This is a genomic window from Sphingosinicella sp. YJ22 (assembly GCF_011320075.1).
GTDB lineage: Bacteria > Pseudomonadota > Alphaproteobacteria > Sphingomonadales > Sphingomonadaceae > Allosphingosinicella.
In genome coordinates, this window is the sequence record NZ_JAANPA010000001.1 from 198,281 (window position 1) to 216,583 (window position 18,303).

Here is an 18,303-nt window from a genome sequence, read left to right on the forward strand (position 1 = left end):
GTATATACGGAGGCTCGGATGAGCAAGGAATATACCGCCAAGAGCTTCAGGTCGGGCAATTCGGTCGCGATCCGGATGCCGGCTGCGCTCGGGATCGAGCCCGACCGCGAGTGGACGGTGACCGAGGAGCAGGGCGAATTGCACATTCGCGCCAAGGCGCCGCCGAGGCGAACGATCGACGTCAGCGGGTTTGCCGGCAAGGCGCCTTGGCTGAAGCCGATTCCTAGGGAGCTCCGCGAGTTCGAGGAGCGGCCGAGCACGATCGCCGCACATGCCAAGCAGCGTGATGCGTGATCAAATATCTCATCGACACCAACGTCGCGATTTACGCGATGGCCGAGCGCGATTCCCCGCTCACCGTGCGAATGGAACGATGCTCGCCGGGCGAAATAGCCATTTCTGCCATCAGCTTCGCTGAAATCGCTCTCGGTTCGCATTCGGGACGGCCGCCTCCGCCCGAACTCCTCGATGCGTTCCTCGCGGCAATCCCGTTGCTCCCCTTCGACGAAGCGGCCGCGCGCGCTTACGCCCGGCTGCCGTTCAGGCGCACCCGCTTCGATCGACTGCTCGCGGCGCACGCACTCAGCATCGAGGCCGCGGTGATTACCAACAACGAGAGCGACTTTGACGACGTGCCCGATCTGAAGGTTGAGAATTGGACCAAGCCGTGACCTGGGCCGCCACCATCCTCACGCTCTACCCGGAGATGTTTCCCGGGCCGCTGGGCCACAGCCTGGCCGGCCGCGCTCTCGCGGACGGCACATGGTCGCTCGACACGGTGCAGATCCGCGACTTCGCGACCGACAAGCACCGCTCGGTCGACGACACGCCGGCCGGCGGCGGGGCCGGGATGGTGCTCAAGGTGGACGTGCTCGCCGCGGCCGTCGACCATGTCCTGGCGCGCGATCCGGACGTGCCGATGCTTGCGATGAGCCCGCGCGGGCGGCCGCTCGACCAGGCGCTGGTGCGCGAGCTCGCGGCCGGCCCCGGCGTCTCCGTCCTATGCGGCCGTTTCGAAGGCTTCGACGAGCGATTGTTCGAGGCGCGGCCGGTCATCCCGGTGTCGATCGGCGACTATGTGCTTTCCGGTGGGGAAACGGGCGCTTTCGTCCTCCTCGATGCTTGCATTCGCCTGCTTCCCGGCGTAATGGGCGCGCCTTCCAGCGGCGACGAGGAGAGCTTCGAAAGCGGCCTACTCGAATATCCGCATTATACCCGACCTCAAGTATGGGAAGGGCGCACGATCCCCGAAGTGCTGCGATCGGGGGATCATGCGAAGATCGCCGCCTGGCGTAAGCAGAGGGCGGAAGACGATACACGGCTAAGGCGGCCGGACCTGATCGAGCGCCACGGGGGCGCACGAAGGCCACCGCCCTCTGGCGCGCAGCGACGAGAACAGGAAGACTGAAATGAACCTCATTCAGCAGCTCGAGGCCGAGCAGATCGAGCAGTACACCTCGGCCAAGCCGATCCCCGAATTCCGTCCCGGCGACACGCTGCGCGTCGGGGTGAAGGTGGTCGAGGGCGAGCGCACCCGAGTCCAGAATTTCGAAGGCGTCTGCATCGCCCGCGCCAACAAGGGCATGGGCAGCTGCTTCACCGTCCGCAAGATCAGCTTCGGCGAGGGCGTCGAGCGCGTCTTCCCGCTCTACAGCCCGAACGTCGATTCGATCGAGGTCGTCCGCCGCGGCGCCGTCCGTCGCGCCAAGCTCTATTACCTGCGTGGCCGCACCGGCAAGTCGGCGCGCATCGCCGAGCGCCGCGACCCGCGCACCACCGGCAAGCAGGCCACCGCGGCCGCGCCGAAGGAGACCGAGACCGCCGAGGGCTGATCCTCTCGCGCAGTCGCGAAACGAAGAGGCGGTCGCTCGAAGCGGCCGCCTTTTTCGTATCTAGAGCCGAACCCGGGCGATCGCGATCGTCGAGTCCGGGCCATATTGCGGCCGGGAATTGGCGGGGCGTGCGGCGACCAGCGGCTGCGCCTCGCGCGGAAGGCCGGCGCGGGTGCCGATCAGCTGCGCATCGACCGGTTCGGCGTTGCCGAGCAGCAGCTCGAGACGCATGCCGTCGCAACTCCGGCCCACGCAGCGCACCCAGGAGGGGCTGTCTTCGGCGCCCTCGCCGACGGGCAGCGCCTGGCCCGGCATGCCGGCGCGAAGCAGCCGGACTTCGGGCGGAAGCCTGAGCGCCACCGAGTTCGAGCCATTGGCGCGCAAGGTGAGCGTGACCAAGCGTCCCTCCGCAGCAGGGGCGGAAACCGCCTCGATCGCGGGGGCGGGGACCGGCAGCGCCGGCGCGGCCAGGGTCCAGCGACGGCGGCTGGAATAGGGGAGTTCGGTCAACGCCCAGTCCCCCATCGCTTCGAACGGGCCGGGCAGCCCGACGCGCTTGTTGCTGATCGCCCAGCGCGCGGCGTCGTCGCGGATATATTCGATGGTGAAGAGCTGCTGCCGGTCAGGCGTCGAGCGCGGCACCAGCAGAACCGCCGCCCACGCCACGGCGGCCACGGCGACGCCTCCCCAGAGCAGCGGTCTCGTCTTCCCGTCCGGCCGCGCCTCGACGAGGAGGGGCAAGGTGGCGAGGACCGCGAGCGGCGCGAGGATCCAGTAAGGCCCGTCGATCAGCAGGAGCTCGATGAGGTGAAGGATCTCGGCGAAGGTGACGAGCAGCAGGAGCGCGGCCGCAATCGCGCCGATCCGCCCGGCGGCGGGATGCACGCGGCCGAGGAGGATTCCGGCGGGCACGAGCAAAGGCGGGAAAATGAAGTAGATCGCCGCGCCCGGTGCGACGAGGCAGGCGAGAGCGCCGGCGAGGAGGAAGAGCAGCCAGGCGGCGATGCGCAGCTGCGCGCGATCGGCGCGCTTGCCGATCGTCAGCAGCGCTGCGCAAGCGCTGGACAACGCCACGACGTACATGAAGGCGAAGGTGACCAGGGGATAGCCCCGCCAATAGTCGCCGGGGCGCAAGGCGCTGGTCAGCCAGTCGACGGCGAAGGCGAGCAAGCCGGCGCCGGAGATTGCGGCGAGGGCGGTGAGGAGCGGGAGCCCGAGCGCTTTGCGCCGCCATCCGAGCAGGGCGAAGAACAGGATGAGCAGTCCGAGCAGGATCAGCCCGAGCAGCAGGGGCAAGACGACCAGGAACAGGCCGTAGAAGTCGGCATAGATGCGCTCGCCCGTCGCGCTCGGCACGCCCTCGACCGCGATCGCGCGCGCCGCGCCGAGCGCTTCGCTGCCCATGTGGTGGAGGCTTCGGCGATCGAGCGCGGCGAGCTCGTCGCCGGGGCTGTGATAGCGGGTCTCGTTGCCGATGATCGCATAGTTGAGGATCGTCCAGGGTCGGTCCTCGAACACAGCGACGTCGGTCGAGTTGGGGATGAGGCGGTAGAAGTCGGTGCTCAGCGAGTTGGCGAAGGGACGGCGGCTGCCCGCGGTGAAGGCGGCGATGGCGCCGGCGTTGGGCCGGCTCGTCTCGAACATGATCGCCGGCCCCTCGGTGCCGCGCGCCTCGAGATTGATCAATGTGTCGACCTGCCGCGCCACCGGATCGGAATCGAGGAAGGCGCGGGCGCCGTTGAGCCCGGTCTCCTCGCCCTCGTTGAACAGGAAGGTGACCGGCCGCCGAAGCTGCTCGCCCCGCAACAGAGCGGCGATCTCGATCATGCTCGCCACGCCGATGCCGTCGTCCGCAGCCCCCGGTGAGGCTCCGTTGCTGTCATAATGGCTGACCAGCAACAGGTGGCGGCCCTCGGCCGGGCCGATGGTGACGACGACGTTGCGCACCCGCGCGCAATTGATGCTCGGGGCGTCGGCGAAATTGCTGCAGGTCATCGTGTCGGTGACCCGCGGCTGGAGGCCGGCGGCACCCAGCTCGGCGACGAGGCGGTTGCGGACGCGGTCGTTGGCGGCGCTGTCGACCGGATGGGGCTGGCGGTCGGCGAGGATGCGCTCGAGCCGGGCGAAGGCGCGGGCCGCGTCGAACGCGCCCGGCGCCGCGGCCTCGGGCACCGCAGGCGGCGCGACCAGCGCGCCCTTGAAGACGAGCACGGCAAGCAGCGCCAGCAGGATGCCGGCAAACCCGATGAACCGTGTCCCCACCGTTCCCCCCCTTCGGTTGGTGCGGGGGGGAACCTAACAGGTCAGCCCGCCAGGGCCAGCGTCATTCCGCCGGCGGGGGCAGTGTGCTGCGGTCGACCGCCCGGGTGTAGAGATGCCAGGTCGCATAGCCGAGCCAGGGCAGCACGAAGGCGAGGCCGACGAACAAGGGCAGCGAGCCGAGCACCAGCAGGACGAGAACGGTCAGGCCCCACAGGAACATTACGCCGAAATTGGCTCGGACGACGGCGACCGAGGTCGCGATTGCCGACCGAGCCCCGATGTCGCGGTCGACCAGCATCGGCAGGGAGACGACGCTCACGGCGAGCACCAGAATTGCGAAGGCGGCGCCGATGAGATTGCCGATCAGGATCAGGCTCCACCCCTCGGTCGTGGTGACCAGGCGAGCGACGAAATCGCCGATGGCCCCGGGCGGCGGCCCGAGAAGCGCCGCATAGAGAAGCCCCGCAGTGGCGATCCAGAAGCCGAAGATGACGAGCAGGATCGCGATGACCGCGGTGATCGAGTCGAAGGACGGCCGCTTCACGATGTCGAGGAAATGCGACCAGTCCGATTCCAGCCCTTCCTCCTGGCGCCGGGCGATCTCGTAGAAGCCGGTCGCGGCGACCGGCCCGAGCAAGGCGACTCCGAACGCGATCGGGAAGAAATATTGGGACAGCGTCCCGCCGAGCGCGGCGGCAGCGGCGACGAGGCCGATCAACGGATAGATCAGGCCGATGAAGATGAGATCGCCGCGATGCTCGATGAAATCGCGATAGCCGTCCCGCAGCGACGCCTTGAGATCGTCGGTCGTCACTCGGCGGACGGGATAAGCGGCATCCGACCCGGCTTTGGCCGGATCCTTTGAAGGAGTCGTCACTGAATCGGTTACAGCCATGGCGAGCCTCTCCTGCATCACCTGCAGCGGGGCCTCCGGCGCGGGCGGGCCGGAGGACCGCCGGCCCGAGTCGTACCATAAGTCGGCAACAGGCGCACCATGGCTGGTGCGGTGCCGGCGCGCCGGTTACATCCCGCCTCAAAACCACGGAGGTGAGCATGGGCAAGCGGGGCATGGCGTACGGCATCAGGCGAGCGGGACCGGTCATCCTGGCGGTTCTTGCGATCCTGCCGACTCCCGCCGCCGCTCAGGAACAACCGTCGCAGCTCACGCTCGAGCGGGTGTTCGCGAGCCCGTCGCTGTCGGGCCCGGCGCCGCGGCTGCCCAAGCTGTCCCCCGATGGCCGCTATGCGACGATGCTGCGCAACCGGGACAGCGACCGCGACCGCTACGATCTGTGGGCGGTCGACACGACGACCGGCCAGGCGCGCATGCTGGTCGACGGCGAGCGGCTCGGCACCGGCGCGGCCCTGTCCGAGGAAGAGATGATGCGGCGCGAGCGGGCGCGGGTCTCCGGCGTCCGCGGAATCGTCAATTACGACTGGTCGCCTGACGGCCGTGCGATCCTGGTGCCGCTCGACGGCGACCTTTATCTCGCCGCGCTCGACGGCAATGTCCGCCGACTGACGGAGACCGAGGCGACCGAGCTCGACGCGCAGGTGTCCGAGACCGGCCGTTACGTCTCCTTCGTGCGCGGGCAAAACCTCCACGTCATCGACGCCGCCAGCGGCGCCGAGCGGCAGCTGACCCAGGACGGCGCCGGAACGGTCAGCTGGGGCTCGGCCGAGTTCGTCGCGCAGGAGGAGATGGACCGGAATACCGGCCATTGGTGGTCGCCGGACGACCGTTACATCGCCGTCGCTCGGGTCGACGAGGCGCAGGTGCGCACGGTGACCCGCACCGCGATCGGCGCCGAGGGGACGCGCGTGTTCGAACAGCGCTATCCCGCCGCGGGCACGCCGAACGCGGTGGTCGAGCTCTATGTGATGGCGCCCGACGGCCGCGGCCGGGTCAAGGTCGATCTCGGCACCGACACGGACTATTACCTCGCCCGCGTCGACTGGACCGCCAACGGCAGCGCCCTGCTGGTCCAGCGCCAGAGCCGCGACCAGCGCAGGCTCGACATGCTCCGCGTCGACCCCGCGACCGGCCGCTCGACGATCCTGTTCAGCGAGACGGCCGAGACCTGGCTCAACCTCCATTCCAACCTGCGTCCGCTCGACGACGGAAGCCTGATCTGGACGTCGGAGCGTGACGGCTTCTCCCACATCTACCGCTTCAGGAACGGGCGTTGGACTCAGCTGACCCGCGGCCGCTGGATGGTTCGCGAGATCGAGGGCGTCGATGAGCGGACCGGCCGAATCTACTTCACCGGCAACATGGACACGCCGCTCGAGGACCATCTCTATTGGGTCGACATGCGCCGCCCGCGCACGCCGCAGCGGGTGACCGAGGCCGGCTGGTGGAACGAGGCGGAGATGGACGGGGCGGCGACTCGCGCGCTGATCTTCCGTTCCAACCCGGACCAGCCCAAGCAGGTCTATCTCGCCGACACGAGCGGCCGCCGCCTCGCCTGGGTCGAGGAAAACCGGCTCGGGCCGGACCATCCCTACGCGCCGCACCTCGCCAGCCACGCGACTCCGACCTTCGGAACGATCCGCGCCGAGGACGGCACCGACCTCCACTATCGGCTGCTCTCGCCACCGCGCGAGCCGGGCCGGCGCTACCCCGTCTTCGTCCAGGTCTATGGCGGCCCCGGCGCGGGGCGGCAGGTGACCCGCGCCTGGACCAACCCGCTCCACCAATATCTCGTCGACCGCGGCTGGATCGTCTTCTCGGTCGACGGCCGCGGCTCGCCCGACCGCGGCAAGGCGTTCGAGGACGCCATCAACCGCGCGATGGGTGGGGTCGAGGTGCGCGACCAGCTCGCCGGGGTGCAGTGGCTGCGCGGCCAGGACTATGTCGATGCCGATCGGATCGCGGTCTATGGCTGGTCCTATGGCGGCTACATGACGCTCCGTCTTCTGCAGGGCGCGCCGGGCACTTATGCCGCCGGCATCGCCGGGGCGCCGGTGACTCGTTGGGAGCTCTACGATACCCATTATACCGAGCGCTATCTCGGCAACCCCGCGACCGACGCCGCGCCCTACACCGCGTCCAACGCGGTCGCCGTCGACCGCATCGCCGACCCGCTGCTGCTGATCCACGGAATGGCCGACGACAATGTCGTGTTCGAGAATTCGACCGTGCTGATCGGCGCCCTGCAGCAGCGCAGCGTTCCGTTCGACATGATGGTCTATCCGGGCGCGACCCACCGGGTCAGCGGGGAGGGGCGCGAGATCCATATGTGGCGGACGATCGAGCGCTTCCTGCAGCGAAACGTGCTCGATCCGCGCTGATCATGGCTTGTCGGCGGGAGAGCCGACGCCATATCGCGTTCACATGACGCCCGCCTGTGCGGCGGGCGGCGCTTTTCCGCTGGAGACGAGACTATGGGTTATCGGGTGGTCGTGGTCGGCGCGACCGGCAATGTCGGGCGCGAGATGCTCAACATCCTGGCCGAGCGGCAATTCCCCGTCGACGAGGTCGCGGCAGTGGCCTCGTCACGCTCGCAGGGCGACGAGATCGACTTCGGCGACAGCGGCAAGCTGCTGAAGGTCCAGAATATCGACCATTTCGACTTCGAGGGCTGGGACATGGCCCTGTTCGCGGCCGGATCGGCGGCGTCCAAGGCCCATGCCCCGCGCGCGGCCGCCTCCGGCTGCACCGTGATCGACAACAGCTCGCTCTACCGCATGGACCCCGACGTGCCCCTGATCGTGCCGGAGGTGAACCCGGAGGCGATCGACGGCTACCGCGCGAAGAACATCATCGCCAACCCGAACTGCTCGACCGCGCAGATGGTGGTGGCGCTGAAGCCGCTCCACGATTTCGCGCGCATCAAGCGGGTGGTCGTCGCGACCTACCAGTCGGTCTCCGGCGCCGGCAAGCAGGGCATGGACGAGCTGTTCGAGCAGAGCCGCAACATCTTCGTCGGCGACAGCGCCGAGGCGAAGAAGTTCACCAAGCAGATCGCCTTCAACGTCATCCCCCACATCGACTCCTTCCTCGACGACGGCTCGACCAAGGAGGAGTGGAAGATGGTCGTCGAGACCAAGAAGATCCTCGACCCCAGGATCAAGGTGACCGCGACCTGCGTGCGCGTGCCGGTGTTCGTCGGCCATTCGGAAGCGATCAACATCGAGTTCGAGGACGAGATTTCCGCGCAGCAGGCCCAGGAAATCCTGCGCGAGGCGCCCGGAATCATGCTCGTCGATAAGCGCGAGGATGGCGGCTACGTGACGCCGGTCGAGGCGGTCGGCGAATATGCCACCTATGTCAGCCGAGTGCGCGAGGACCCGACCGTCGAGAACGGCCTCAGCCTGTGGTGCGTCTCGGATAACCTGCGCAAGGGCGCGGCGCTCAACGCGGTGCAGATCGCCGAGCTGCTCGGAAGGCGCCACCTCCAGAAGGCGGCATAAGCCCGGTTCCTCCCCATCGCCTTCGGCGAAAGGGGGGGAACTAGAATTTCGCCAGCAGCTCGCGCTTCGCTTCCTCATATTCGGCGGCGAGCTTGGCGACGAACTCGCCGGCGGGGAGGACTTCCTTGACCGCGCCGATGCCCTGGCCCGAGCCCCAGATGTCGCGCCAGGCCTTGGCCCCCGTCGCGCTTTCGAAGTTCATCGTCTTGACGTCGCCCTGGGGCAGATTGTCGGGGTCCATGCCCGCCGCCGCGATCGACGCGCGCAAATAGTTGCCGTGAATCCCGGTGAACAGGTTGGAATAGACGATGTCCGAGGCGCGGGCCTCGACGATGCCCTGCTTGTAGGCGTCGGCGGCGTGGGCCTCGCGGGTCGCGACAAAGGGCGAGCCGATATAGGCGAGGTCGGCGCCCATCGCCTGGGCGGCGAGGATCGAGCGGCCGGTGGAGATGGAGCCGGACAGCAGCAGCGGCCCGTCGAACCATTCGCGGATCTCCTGGACCAGAGCGAAGGGCGACAGGGTGCCAGCGTGGCCGCCGGCGCCGGCCGCGACGGCGATCAGGCCGCCGGCGCCCTTGTCCACCGCCTTGCGGGCGAAGCGGTCGTGGATGATGTCGTGAAGGGTGATGCCGCCCCACGAGTGCACGCCATCGTTGATCTCCGGGATCGCGCCCAGCGAGGTGATGACGATCGGCACCTTCCATTTGGCGCAGGTCGCCATGTCCTGTTCGAGCCGGTCGTTGGAGCGGTGGACGATCTGGTTGACCGCGAACGGCGCGGCGGGCGTGTCCGGATGGTCGCGGTCCCACGCGGCGAGCTCCTCGGTGATGCGGTGGAGCCACTCGTCGACGAGGCTCTGCGGCCGCGCGTTCAAGGCCGGGAAGCTGCCGACGATGCCCGCCTTGCACTGGGCGATGACGAGGTCGGGATTCGACACGATGAACAGGGGCGCGCCGACCGCGGGCAGGCGCAGGCGATCGAAGATCGGTGGCAAGCTCATGACGGCTGCGTAGCGAAAGGAAACCGAAGCGGCTAGGCCCTGGTGGCGGCCTTCATCTCGCCCACGAAGGCGCTGACCGCGGGCAAATCGCCTGACTCCACCAGTTTCACGATTGCCGAGCCGCTGATGACTCCCGCGGCGCCGGCGCCAAGCGCGTCTCGGACATGGTCGGGCGTGGAGATGCCGAAGCCGAGCACGGCGGGCGGCGCGCCCAGTTCGGCGAGTGCGCCGAGCAATGCGCCGTGGTCGAGCTCCATGGCGCGCTCGGCGCCGGTCACTCCGCTGCGGGCCACGCAATAGGTGTAGCCGCGGCCCATTCGGGCGATGCGCGCTAGCGCCCGGCGCGGCGTGTTGGGGGCGGCGATCAGGACCGGGGCGATGCCGGAGCCGATCGCCGAGGCGACAAACGGCGCCGCTTCCATCTCCGGAACGTCGGCCACCAGCACGCTGTCGACCCCGGCCTCGGCCGCGGCGCGGTAGAAGGCGTCGCGACCGGGCGCTGAGACGATGTTGGCGTAGGTGAGGATTCCTACCGGGACCTCCGGGTGGCGTCGGCGGAACGCGGCGAGCACCGTGAAGCATTGCGACGGCGTGACGCCTTGGCTCAGCGCGCGCTCGGCAGCGGCCTGGATCGTCGGCCCGTCGGCGACGGGATCGGAGAAGGGGATACCGACCTCGATCATGTCCGCGTCGGCGTCGACGAGCAGGTCCAAGATGCGGGCGCTGGTTTCAAGGTCCGGATCGCCGAGCATCACGAACGCACCGAAAGCGCCTTCGCCGCGCTGGCGGAGGCGGTGGAACATGGCGGCATAGCGGGCGGTCATGCGAGGGCTCCGAGGAGCCGCTGGGCCTGCTCCATGTCCTTGTCGCCGCGGCCGGAGAGGTTGACCACGAATATCGTTTCCTCAGTGACTTGGTCCGCGACCTTGAGCGCATGTGCGAGCGCATGGGCGGATTCGAAGGCGCAGATGATGCCTTCGGAGCGGGCGAGCAGGGCGAAGGCGTCGAGCGCCTCGCGGTCGGTGACCCCGACATAGTCAGCGCGGCCGCTGTCCTTGAGGAAGGCATGTTCGGGGCCGACGGCTGGGTAGTCGAGGCCGGCCGAGACCGACCAACTCTCGCTGATCTGTCCGTGCTCGTCCTGGAGGACGTAGGTCTCCGACCCGTGGAGGATTCCGGGCCGGCCGCGAAGCAGGGTCGCGCCATGCTCGCCGCCGTCGAGGCCCTTGCCGGCGGCCTCGACGCCGACCAGCCGCACGCCTTCGTCGTCGACGAAATCGGCGAACAGGCCGATCGCGTTGGAGCCGCCCCCGACCGCGGCGATCGCCACGTCGGGGAGCCGGCCCTCAGCGGCCAGGATCTGAGCCCGCGCCTCGCGGCCGATGACCCGCTGATATTCGCGGACCATGAGCGGGAAGGGGTGGGGACCTGCGACGGTGCCGAGCAGGTAATGGGTGTCGGCGAAGCTGGCGGTCCAGTCGCGCAGCGCCTCGTTGATCGCGTCCTTGAGGCCGCGCTGGCCGCTCTCGACCGGCACCACCTCGGCGCCCATCAGTTCCATCCGGAAGACGTTGAGCTTCTGCCGCTCGACGTCATGAGCGCCCATGTAGATTCGCGTCTCCAGACCGAACAGCGCCCCGGCAAGGGCGGTCGCCACGCCATGCTGCCCGGCGCCGGTCTCGGCGATCAGCCGGGTCTTGCCCATCCGCCGGGCGAGCAGGGCCTGGCCAAGCACCTGGTTGGTCTTGTGGGCGCCGCCGTGGAGCAGGTCCTCGCGCTTGAGATAGATGCGCGCCTTGTCGGTGCCGAGGTTGCGGCACAAAGTCAGCGGCGTCGGGCGCCCCGCATAGGTGGCGAGGAGGGCGCCGAGCTCGGCGGCGAACGCCTCATCCTCCTGCGCATCGAGAAAGGCGACCTCGAGCTGCTCGAGCGCCGGCATCAGGATCTCGGGGACATAGGCGCCGCCAAAGGCGCCGAAGCGGCCGTCTAGGCGCATACCAGCTCCATCCGTGCGGCGGGGCGTAGCGCCTCGAAGAAGGCCGCGAGCCGCGCCGGGTCCTTCCGTCCTGGAGTGACCTCGACCCCGGAGCCGACGTCGAGCGCCCAGGCGCCGAGCCGAGCCGCGGCGCGGGCGTTGCCGGGATTGAGGCCGCCGGCGAGGAGCGAGCGCGACAGGTCCGGGCGGCGCTCGACCCGGCCCCAGTCGAACACGCGGCCGGTGCCGCCCGAGCGGCCGCCGCTGACGGTGTCGAACAGCAGGCGATCGGCGCCGATCCGTTCCGGAAGCTCGACGCCGACACCGCAGGCGGCCCAGATCTCGACGTCATCGGGCAGCAGGTTGCGCAGTCCGAGCAGGTAGCGGCGCTCCTCCTCGCCATGGAGTTGGACGGCGCTGAGATCGAGGTCGAGCGCGGTTCGGGCGACGTCCATCAGCCGCGCGTTGCGGAACACGCCGACGGTGCGTCCGCCGGCCTCTTGGGCAAGCTCGGCGAGCGGAAGCGCGCGGCCCGGCGTGATCGCTCGCGGCGTGCCGGGGACGAAGATGAAGCCGGCATAGGTGGCGCCGGCGGCGAGCGCAGCGGTGACGTCGGCGGTACGGGTGAGCCCGCAGACCTTGACCCGGCCGAAGGCGAGGGCCCGGGCGGCGCGGGCGGGGCAGCGCGCCTTCATCAGCGACGATCCGACGAGGAAGGCGTCGGCATAGGGGGCGAGGCGCTGCACGTCGGTGCGGTTGGCGATGCCGGATTCCGCGACGAGCAGGCGGTCTGGCGGCACCAGCCGGGCGAGCCGCTCGGTGGTCGCGAGGTCGACTCGCAGGGTCTTCAGGTCGCGGTTGTTGATGCCGATGATCGGGGCGCCCAGGGCGACCGCGCGGCGGACCTCCATCTCGTTGTGCGCCTCGACCAGAACGTCCATTCGGAGCCGTTCGGCCTCGGCGATGATCGCTCGGGCGGCCTCATCCGGGAGCACGGACAGCATGACAAGCACGGCGTCGGCGCCGTGGATCCGCGCCTCCGGCACCTGGCGCGGGTCGATGACGAAGTCCTTGGCGAGGATCGGGCCGTCATAGGCCGCGCGGACCGCCTCCAGATCGCGGTAGGATCCGCGGAAGAAGGGCTCGTCGACCAGCACGCTGATCGCGTCGGCGGCGGGGGCATAGGCGCGGGCCAGCGCAGCGGGGTCGGCATCGCCGCGAAGCAGGCCTTCGGAGGGCGAGGCGCGCTTCACCTCCATGATGAAGCGCGCGCCCGGCCGCGTGAGGGCGGCGGCGAGGCTTCGGCTGGTTGGCGCGGCTTGGGCGCGGAGATCGGAAAGCGACGTGCCCGAAAGGCGCGCGGCGACGTCCGCGCGCTTGCGGGCGACGATGGTGTCGAGAACGGAGACGGTGTCAGTCATTGGTGATGTCCACGAGAGCTTTGAGACGTTGGTAGGGCTGGCCCGAGGCGAGCTCCTGGCGGGCGAGGTCGGCGCCTTCGGCCAGGGTTGCGGCGAGACCGGCCGTCATCAGGAGCGCGCCGGCGTTCAGCGCGACCGCGTCATTCTCGGCGGCGGTGCCGTAGCCCATCAGCAGAGCCTTCAGCCGCTCGGCATTCTCCTCGGGCCCGCCGCCAGCCAGCGCCTGCAGCGGCGCGCGCGCAATGCCGGCCTGCTCGGGGCTCAAAGTCACGCGGGTGGCGACACCCTGGCGGACGTGGACGGCGTCCGTGTCGCCGTGAAGGGCGACTTCGTCGAGCCCGGCGCCGTGCACGACCATCGCGCGGGTGACCCCCAGGCCGATCAAGGTGGTGGCGACCGGCTCGAGCAAGGCGGGATCGGCGACTCCGAGCAGCTGCACCCCCGGCCGGGCCGGGTTCACGCATGGCCCGAGCATGTTCATCACCGTGCGCACCTTGAGCGCCCGGCGCACCGGCCCGGCATGGCGCAGGCCGGGATGGTAATGCGGCGCGAACAGGAAGCAGATGCCGATCTGGTCGAGCGCCCGGCGGGAGACGCAGGGATCGACGTCGAGCCGGACTCCGAGCCGCTCGAGCACGTCGGCCGAGCCGCATTTCGACGTCACCGAGCGGTTGCCATGCTTGGCGACGGGGAGGCCGGCGGCGGCCGCGACGAAGGCGACGGCGGTCGACAGGTTGATCGTGCCGGAGGAATCGCCGCCGGTGCCGCAGCTGTCGGCGAACAGATAATCGGGCCGCTCGAACGGCAGCGCGGCGGCGCGGAGCGCGCGGGCGGCGCCGATCAGCTCGTCGCCGGTCTCGCCCTTGACCTTGAGCGCGATGAGGAGAGCCGCGATGTCGGTGTCGCCGAGGTCGCCGGCGACCAGTGCCTCGAACAAGGCCTGGCATTCGTCGGCAGCGAGCGAGTGTCCGCCGCACAGCCGGGCGAGGAGGGCGGCGGGCTGGGGAGCATCGAGGAGCGCGACGCCGGCGCTGATGCGGGTATCGATATACATGGTGGAAGTCCTTGGAAGAGCGCGGAAAAAGGCACAAAAAAACCCGCCGGGGGCGGGCCTTTTGCGGGTGTCGATACGGTTCTTAGAGAGCCGCGTTCACCATCGCTCGAGCAAGGCCGCCCGGGGGGAGTCGTTCCACCACCAATGCCAGGCCTGACCATGGACGCGCGCCGGGGCGGCCGCGGAAGCGGCAGCGCGATCGGTGAAGGCGGCGCGGTTGGTCATGCCCCCATAAAATGGCGGCAATGGCGGCGGCGTCAACCCGCCATGATCAGGAAGGCCGGATTGCCGTGCGGCGGCACGCTCGGAATGACGTCATGGCGGCGTCCGCAACGAGATGCCGGGCTGCGGCTGGCCGTCGCGCCCGGCAGGCAGCCGCGCGGATTTCCCGGTCGTGGGTTAAATCCGCTTTAACCAGAAAGGACTAGCCGATTCTCGCAGATGATTGCGACGGGCGTGTTGATGAAGCTTTTGGACAGGATCGGATTGAGGCGGGAGGGAGAGGCGAGGCGCCAGGAAGCGCCCGCGGACCTCGTCCTCGCGCAGCTCCGCTTCATCTTCCGCGCCTATCCGCTGACCTGGGCGGTCACTTTGCTGGTGATCGGCAGCATGAGCTTCTCGCTTCGACACAATGCGAACTTCGCCATGATAGCCGCCGCCGGGGCGGTGCACGTCTCGATCGCCAGCGCGGTGATGTGGCGCTGGTATCGGCTGCTCCGCGACGGCTGGAAGATCGACCGCCCGGCCGCCTATGCCCGCGGAATCATCGTTGAGGCGGCGATGGTGGCGCTCGGCTGGTTCCTGTTCCTGTCGGTCGCCGGTCTTTATGCCGACCGCGACCAGGTGATCCTGATCATCGCGATCATGGCGGCGGTGATGGCGGTCGGCGCGCTGCGTTACGCCGCCATTCCCGGCGCGAGCCTCGCATTTCTCGCTTCGAGCGTGGTGGTGTGCGGGCTCTATTCCTTCGAGTCGTCGGTCCCGGTCGAAGTTTTCGCGTTCCTGTCGATCTACGCCGTCCTTCTCGGGCGGTCGGTGATGGCCCAGGCGCATGTCTTCACCGCCCAGTTCGACGCCGGCGTCGCGCTCGCCAATGCCGCCGCCGAGCGCGAGCGGGCGGCTGCCGAGAAGCAGGCCGAGGAGCTGCGCGCGCGGGCCGAACGCGAGGAAGCAGCCAGCGCGCAGCGGACCGAGAGCGAGCGCGAGCGCCGCGCCGCGATGCGCGCGATCGCCAGCCAGTTCGAATCGACCGTGGTCGAGATGATCACCGGTCTCGCCGCCGCGGCGGAGCAGGCGAGGATCGCCGCCGCGACCCTCGCCGAGAGCAGCCAGGCGAGCCACCAGGAAGTGGCCGAGCTGGTCGCGCGGGCGGGCAAGGCCGATACCGGCGCCGCCGAGCTGATCGGCCACAGCGAGGCGCTCGGACGATCGCTCGCCGCCGTCGAATCGCGAATCCGCGAGCAGGAGGAGATCACCGGCCAGGTGCAGCAGCTGTCGCGCAGCGCCGACGACCGCTTCGCTGCGCTCGTCCACAGCGTCGCCGGAATCGAATCGGTCGTGCAGACCATCGCCGAGATCGCATCGCGCACCAATCTGCTCGCCCTCAACGCCACCATTGAGGCGGCGCGCGCGGGCGAGGCCGGCCGCGGCTTCGCGGTCGTCGCCGGCGAAGTGAAGGCGCTCGCCCAGCAGACCACCGACGCCACCGAGCGGGTGCGCCAGCAGATCGGCGACATCACCGGCGCCGTGGCCAATACCGCGGCCATCGTCGCCAGCATGCGCGACAGCTTCAAGTCGGTCGACGAGGTCGCCCTCGCGGTCGAGCAGGCTGTCGCCAGCCAGGGCGCGGCGATCGGGTCGATCCAGCATTATGCCGGCGTCGCCGCCTCGCTCGCCACCGACCTCCAGGGCAGCGCCGCCAGCGTCGCCGGCGCCTCGGACCAGGCGTCGGACGCCGCCGACGGGCTCAGCGAGGCGACCGCGGTCCTAGTCGGCGACGCCCAGAAGCTGCTCAGCCGAACCCAGAGCTTCGTCGGGAGCCTCAAGGCCGCCTGACCCGCATCCTGTGGTTTAGCTGAACACAACAGTTGCTTGAGGTTCAGGCGCGTCTGTGTAGGAAATGGCCACATTCCCCCTTCAAATTGCGGAGCCTGAATTGAAGCCCATTCTTCTCGCCAGTGCCGCTGCGATCGCCATCAGCGGCGTCGTGACCCTTCTCCCCGCCACCGCGCAGACCTCCGGAAGCGCCGCGCAGCCGGCTCAGAATCCGCTGCTCGCCGACTGGACCGGTCCCTATGCCGGCGTGCCGCCGTTCGGAAGCGTCCGTCCCGACATGTTCCCGCCGGCCTTCGAGGCCGCGATCGCGGAGCGCCGCGCCGAAATCGCCGCGATCGTCAACAACCGCGCCGCGCCGACCTTCGCCAACACCATCGAGGCCTATGAGCGCTCCGGCGAGCGGCTCGGCCGAGTCCAGGCGGTGTTCGGAGTCATGACCAGCAACATGACGACCCCGGACTATCAGCGGCTCGAGCGTGAATGGGGCCCGCGCCTGTCCGCGGCGTCGGACGAGATCGTCCTCAACCCGCAATTCTTCAACCGCGTGAAGGCGGTCTATGACGGCCGCCAGAGCGCCGGCCTCAGCGCCGAGCAGCAGCGAGTCGTCACCCGGCTCTACGAGTCGATGGTCCGCCGCGGCGCCAACCTCAATCCCGAGCAGAAGCAGCAGCTGACGGCTTACAACCAGCAGCTCGCGACCCTGTTCGCCCAGTTCAGCGAGAAGGTTCTCGCCGACGAGAGCACCCATATCGCGGTGACCGAAGCCGACCTCACCGGCGTCCCCGCCGACGTGAAGGCGGCCGCCGCGGCGGCGGCGCGCGAGCGCGGCCTGCCGGCCGGCCAGTTTGCGATCATCAACACGCGCTCGGCGGTCGATCCGGTGCTGACCTTCGCCGACAACCGCGAGCTTCGCCAGCGCGTGTGGCAGGCCTTCGTCAATCGCGGCGACAATAATGGCGCCAACGACACCAACGCCACGATCCGCGAGATTGTTCGGCTGCGCGCCGAGCGCGCCCGCCTGCTCGGCTTCGCCAACCATGCCGAGTGGCGCATGCAGGACACGATGGCGGGCACCCCGGCGCGCGCCCAGGAGCTGATGATGCGCGTGTGGCCGGCCGCGGTCGCCCGGGTCAACGAGGAGGTCGCCGAGCAGCAGGCGATGGCGCGCAGCCTCGGTCACGACATCACGATCGAGCCGTGGGACTATCGCTACTATATGGAGAAGATCCGCAAGCAGCGGTTCAATCTCAGCCAGGAAGAGATCAAGCCCTATTTCGAGCTCAACAACATGACCCAGGCCATGTTCCACATGGCGGGGCAGCTCTACGGGCTCCAGTTCCGCGAGATCACCGGGCAGGTGCCGACCTGGCATCCGGACGTGAAGGCCTATCACGTCACCAACCAGGCGGGCGAGGATGTCGGCGTGTTCTATGCCGACAATTATGCCCGCACCGGCAAGCGCTCCGGCGCGTGGGCGACGACCTACCGCTCGCGCTCGGGCCTGCTCGGCAACGACATCGTGCTCGGCTCGAACAACAACAATTTCGCCAAGCCGGAAGCCGGGCAGCCCGCGCTGCTCAGCATCGACGACGCGGAGACGCTGTTCCACGAGTTCGGCCACGCCATCCACTATTTCCTGTCGGACGTGCGCTATCCGAGCCTTGGCGGCACACCGCGCGACTTCGTCGAATATCCGAGCCAGGTGCACGAGAACTGGCTGCTGACTCCGGAGATCCTGACCCGCTTCGCGCGTCACTACCAGACCGGCGCGCCGATGCCGCAGGCTCTGGTCGACCGCATCCAGCAGGCGAGCACCTTCAACCAGGGCTTCGCGACGGTCGAATATCTGTCGTCGGCGCTGGTCGACATGGCGATGCACACCCGGCCCGACGGGGTGACCGATCCTGACGCGTTCGAGCGGGAGACGCTGGCGAGCCTCGGCATGCCGCGCGAGCTGGTGATGCGGCACCGCCTGCCGCAGTTCAATCACCTGTTCTCGAGCGACGCCTACTCGGCCGGCTATTATTCCTACCTGTGGTCGGAGACGATGGACGCCGACACCTGGGCCGCGTTCGAGGAGGCCGGCAACGTGTGGGATCCGGCGACCGCTCAGCGCTTCGCCCGCACCCTGCTGTCGACCGGCAACGTGATCGACCGCGCCGAGGCCTACCGCCAGTTCCGTGGCCGCGACCCGGACGTGGCGGCGCTTCTGCGCAAGCGCGGCTTTCCGACCGGCACGACCCAGCCGGCGCAGCCGCCGCGCCGCTCCGGCGAACGCGGCTAAGCAC

The 18,303-nt window shown here is 69.2% G+C and carries 15 protein-coding genes; 8 read left to right on the top strand and 7 right to left on the bottom strand.

Annotated features, from left to right (window positions below; all coding sequences use genetic code 11):
• The first annotated feature begins 18 nt into the window (after window positions 1-18).
• From G7B71_RS01010 to rplS, 4 genes are read left to right on the top strand one after another with little or no spacing between them, the layout of a single operon-like run.
• Window positions 19-294, top strand: coding sequence for a hypothetical protein (locus tag G7B71_RS01010; RefSeq protein ID WP_166036931.1), 276 nt, complete (start codon window positions 19-21; stop codon window positions 292-294).
• Window positions 291-671: a type II toxin-antitoxin system VapC family toxin gene (locus G7B71_RS01015; protein WP_166036933.1), complete on the top strand. Its 381-nt coding sequence runs from the start codon at window positions 291-293 to the stop codon at window positions 669-671. Before G7B71_RS01010 ends, G7B71_RS01015 begins: the two co-directional genes overlap by 4 nt.
• Window positions 668-1,408, top strand: a complete 741-nt coding sequence (trmD, locus tag G7B71_RS01020) for a tRNA (guanosine(37)-N1)-methyltransferase TrmD (protein ID WP_166036935.1) — start codon at window positions 668-670, stop codon at window positions 1,406-1,408. Before G7B71_RS01015 ends, trmD begins: the two co-directional genes overlap by 4 nt.
• 1 nt (window position 1,409) lies before the next feature.
• Window positions 1,410-1,832 carry a 50S ribosomal protein L19 gene (gene rplS / locus G7B71_RS01025; RefSeq protein WP_166036937.1) on the top strand — a complete coding sequence of 141 codons (423 nt, stop codon included), beginning with the start codon at window positions 1,410-1,412 and terminating at the stop codon, window positions 1,830-1,832.
• Window positions 1,833-1,892: 60 nt separating this feature from the next.
• On the opposite strand, the gene G7B71_RS01030 is transcribed toward rplS, so the two are convergent.
• Together G7B71_RS01030 and G7B71_RS01035 are read right to left on the bottom strand one after the other, a co-directional pair.
• The gene (locus G7B71_RS01030) at window positions 1,893-4,094 is read right to left on the bottom strand and encodes a M20/M25/M40 family metallo-hydrolase (RefSeq protein WP_166036939.1); all 2,202 of its coding nucleotides are present in this window, start codon (window positions 4,092-4,094) and stop codon (window positions 1,893-1,895) included.
• Between the two features lie 61 nt (window positions 4,095-4,155).
• On the bottom strand, window positions 4,156-4,989 hold the full coding sequence (locus G7B71_RS01035; protein WP_166036941.1) for a DUF2189 domain-containing protein: 834 nt from the start codon (window positions 4,987-4,989) through the stop codon (window positions 4,156-4,158).
• Window positions 4,990-5,147: 158 nt separating this feature from the next.
• On the opposite strand from G7B71_RS01035, the gene G7B71_RS01040 reads away from it, so the two are divergent.
• Both G7B71_RS01040 and G7B71_RS01045 read left to right on the top strand, forming a co-directional pair.
• Window positions 5,148-7,388 carry a DPP IV N-terminal domain-containing protein gene (locus G7B71_RS01040; RefSeq protein WP_243406033.1) on the top strand — a complete coding sequence of 747 codons (2,241 nt, stop codon included), beginning with the start codon at window positions 5,148-5,150 and terminating at the stop codon, window positions 7,386-7,388.
• Between the two features lie 93 nt (window positions 7,389-7,481).
• Entirely contained in the window at window positions 7,482-8,510 is a 1,029-nt protein-coding gene (locus G7B71_RS01045) for an aspartate-semialdehyde dehydrogenase (protein ID WP_166036943.1), read from the top strand.
• A 40-nt stretch (window positions 8,511-8,550) separates the two neighbouring features.
• Here the strand turns inward: G7B71_RS01045 and G7B71_RS01050 are convergent, their stop codons facing one another.
• The 5 genes from G7B71_RS01050 to trpD are packed head-to-tail and all read right to left on the bottom strand — an operon-like array spanning window position 8,551 to window position 13,960.
• Entirely contained in the window at window positions 8,551-9,510 is a 960-nt protein-coding gene (locus G7B71_RS01050; protein ID WP_166036945.1) for a nitronate monooxygenase family protein, read from the bottom strand.
• A 32-nt stretch (window positions 9,511-9,542) separates the two neighbouring features.
• Window positions 9,543-10,334 (bottom strand): tryptophan synthase subunit alpha, encoded by a 792-nt coding sequence (gene trpA / locus G7B71_RS01055; protein ID WP_166036947.1) that lies wholly within the window; start codon window positions 10,332-10,334, stop codon window positions 9,543-9,545.
• Entirely contained in the window at window positions 10,331-11,506 is a 1,176-nt protein-coding gene (gene trpB / locus G7B71_RS01060) for a tryptophan synthase subunit beta (protein WP_166036948.1), read from the bottom strand. The genes trpA and trpB overlap by 4 nt, the downstream gene beginning before the upstream one ends.
• Window positions 11,497-12,906, bottom strand: coding sequence for a bifunctional indole-3-glycerol-phosphate synthase TrpC/phosphoribosylanthranilate isomerase TrpF (trpCF, locus tag G7B71_RS01065; RefSeq protein WP_166036950.1), 1,410 nt, complete (start codon window positions 12,904-12,906; stop codon window positions 11,497-11,499). The genes trpB and trpCF overlap by 10 nt, the downstream gene beginning before the upstream one ends.
• Window positions 12,899-13,960, bottom strand: coding sequence for an anthranilate phosphoribosyltransferase (trpD, locus tag G7B71_RS01070; RefSeq protein WP_166036952.1), 1,062 nt, complete (start codon window positions 13,958-13,960; stop codon window positions 12,899-12,901). Before trpD ends, trpCF begins: the two co-directional genes overlap by 8 nt.
• 462 nt (window positions 13,961-14,422) lie before the next feature.
• On the opposite strand from trpD, the gene G7B71_RS01075 reads away from it, so the two are divergent.
• Window positions 14,423-16,015, top strand: coding sequence for a methyl-accepting chemotaxis protein (locus G7B71_RS01075; RefSeq protein WP_166036953.1), 1,593 nt, complete (start codon window positions 14,423-14,425; stop codon window positions 16,013-16,015).
• 100 nt (window positions 16,016-16,115) lie between these two features.
• Window positions 16,116-18,299, top strand: coding sequence for a M3 family metallopeptidase (locus tag G7B71_RS01080; RefSeq protein ID WP_243406034.1), 2,184 nt, complete (start codon window positions 16,116-16,118; stop codon window positions 18,297-18,299).
• The last annotated feature ends 4 nt before the right edge of the window (window positions 18,300-18,303 follow it).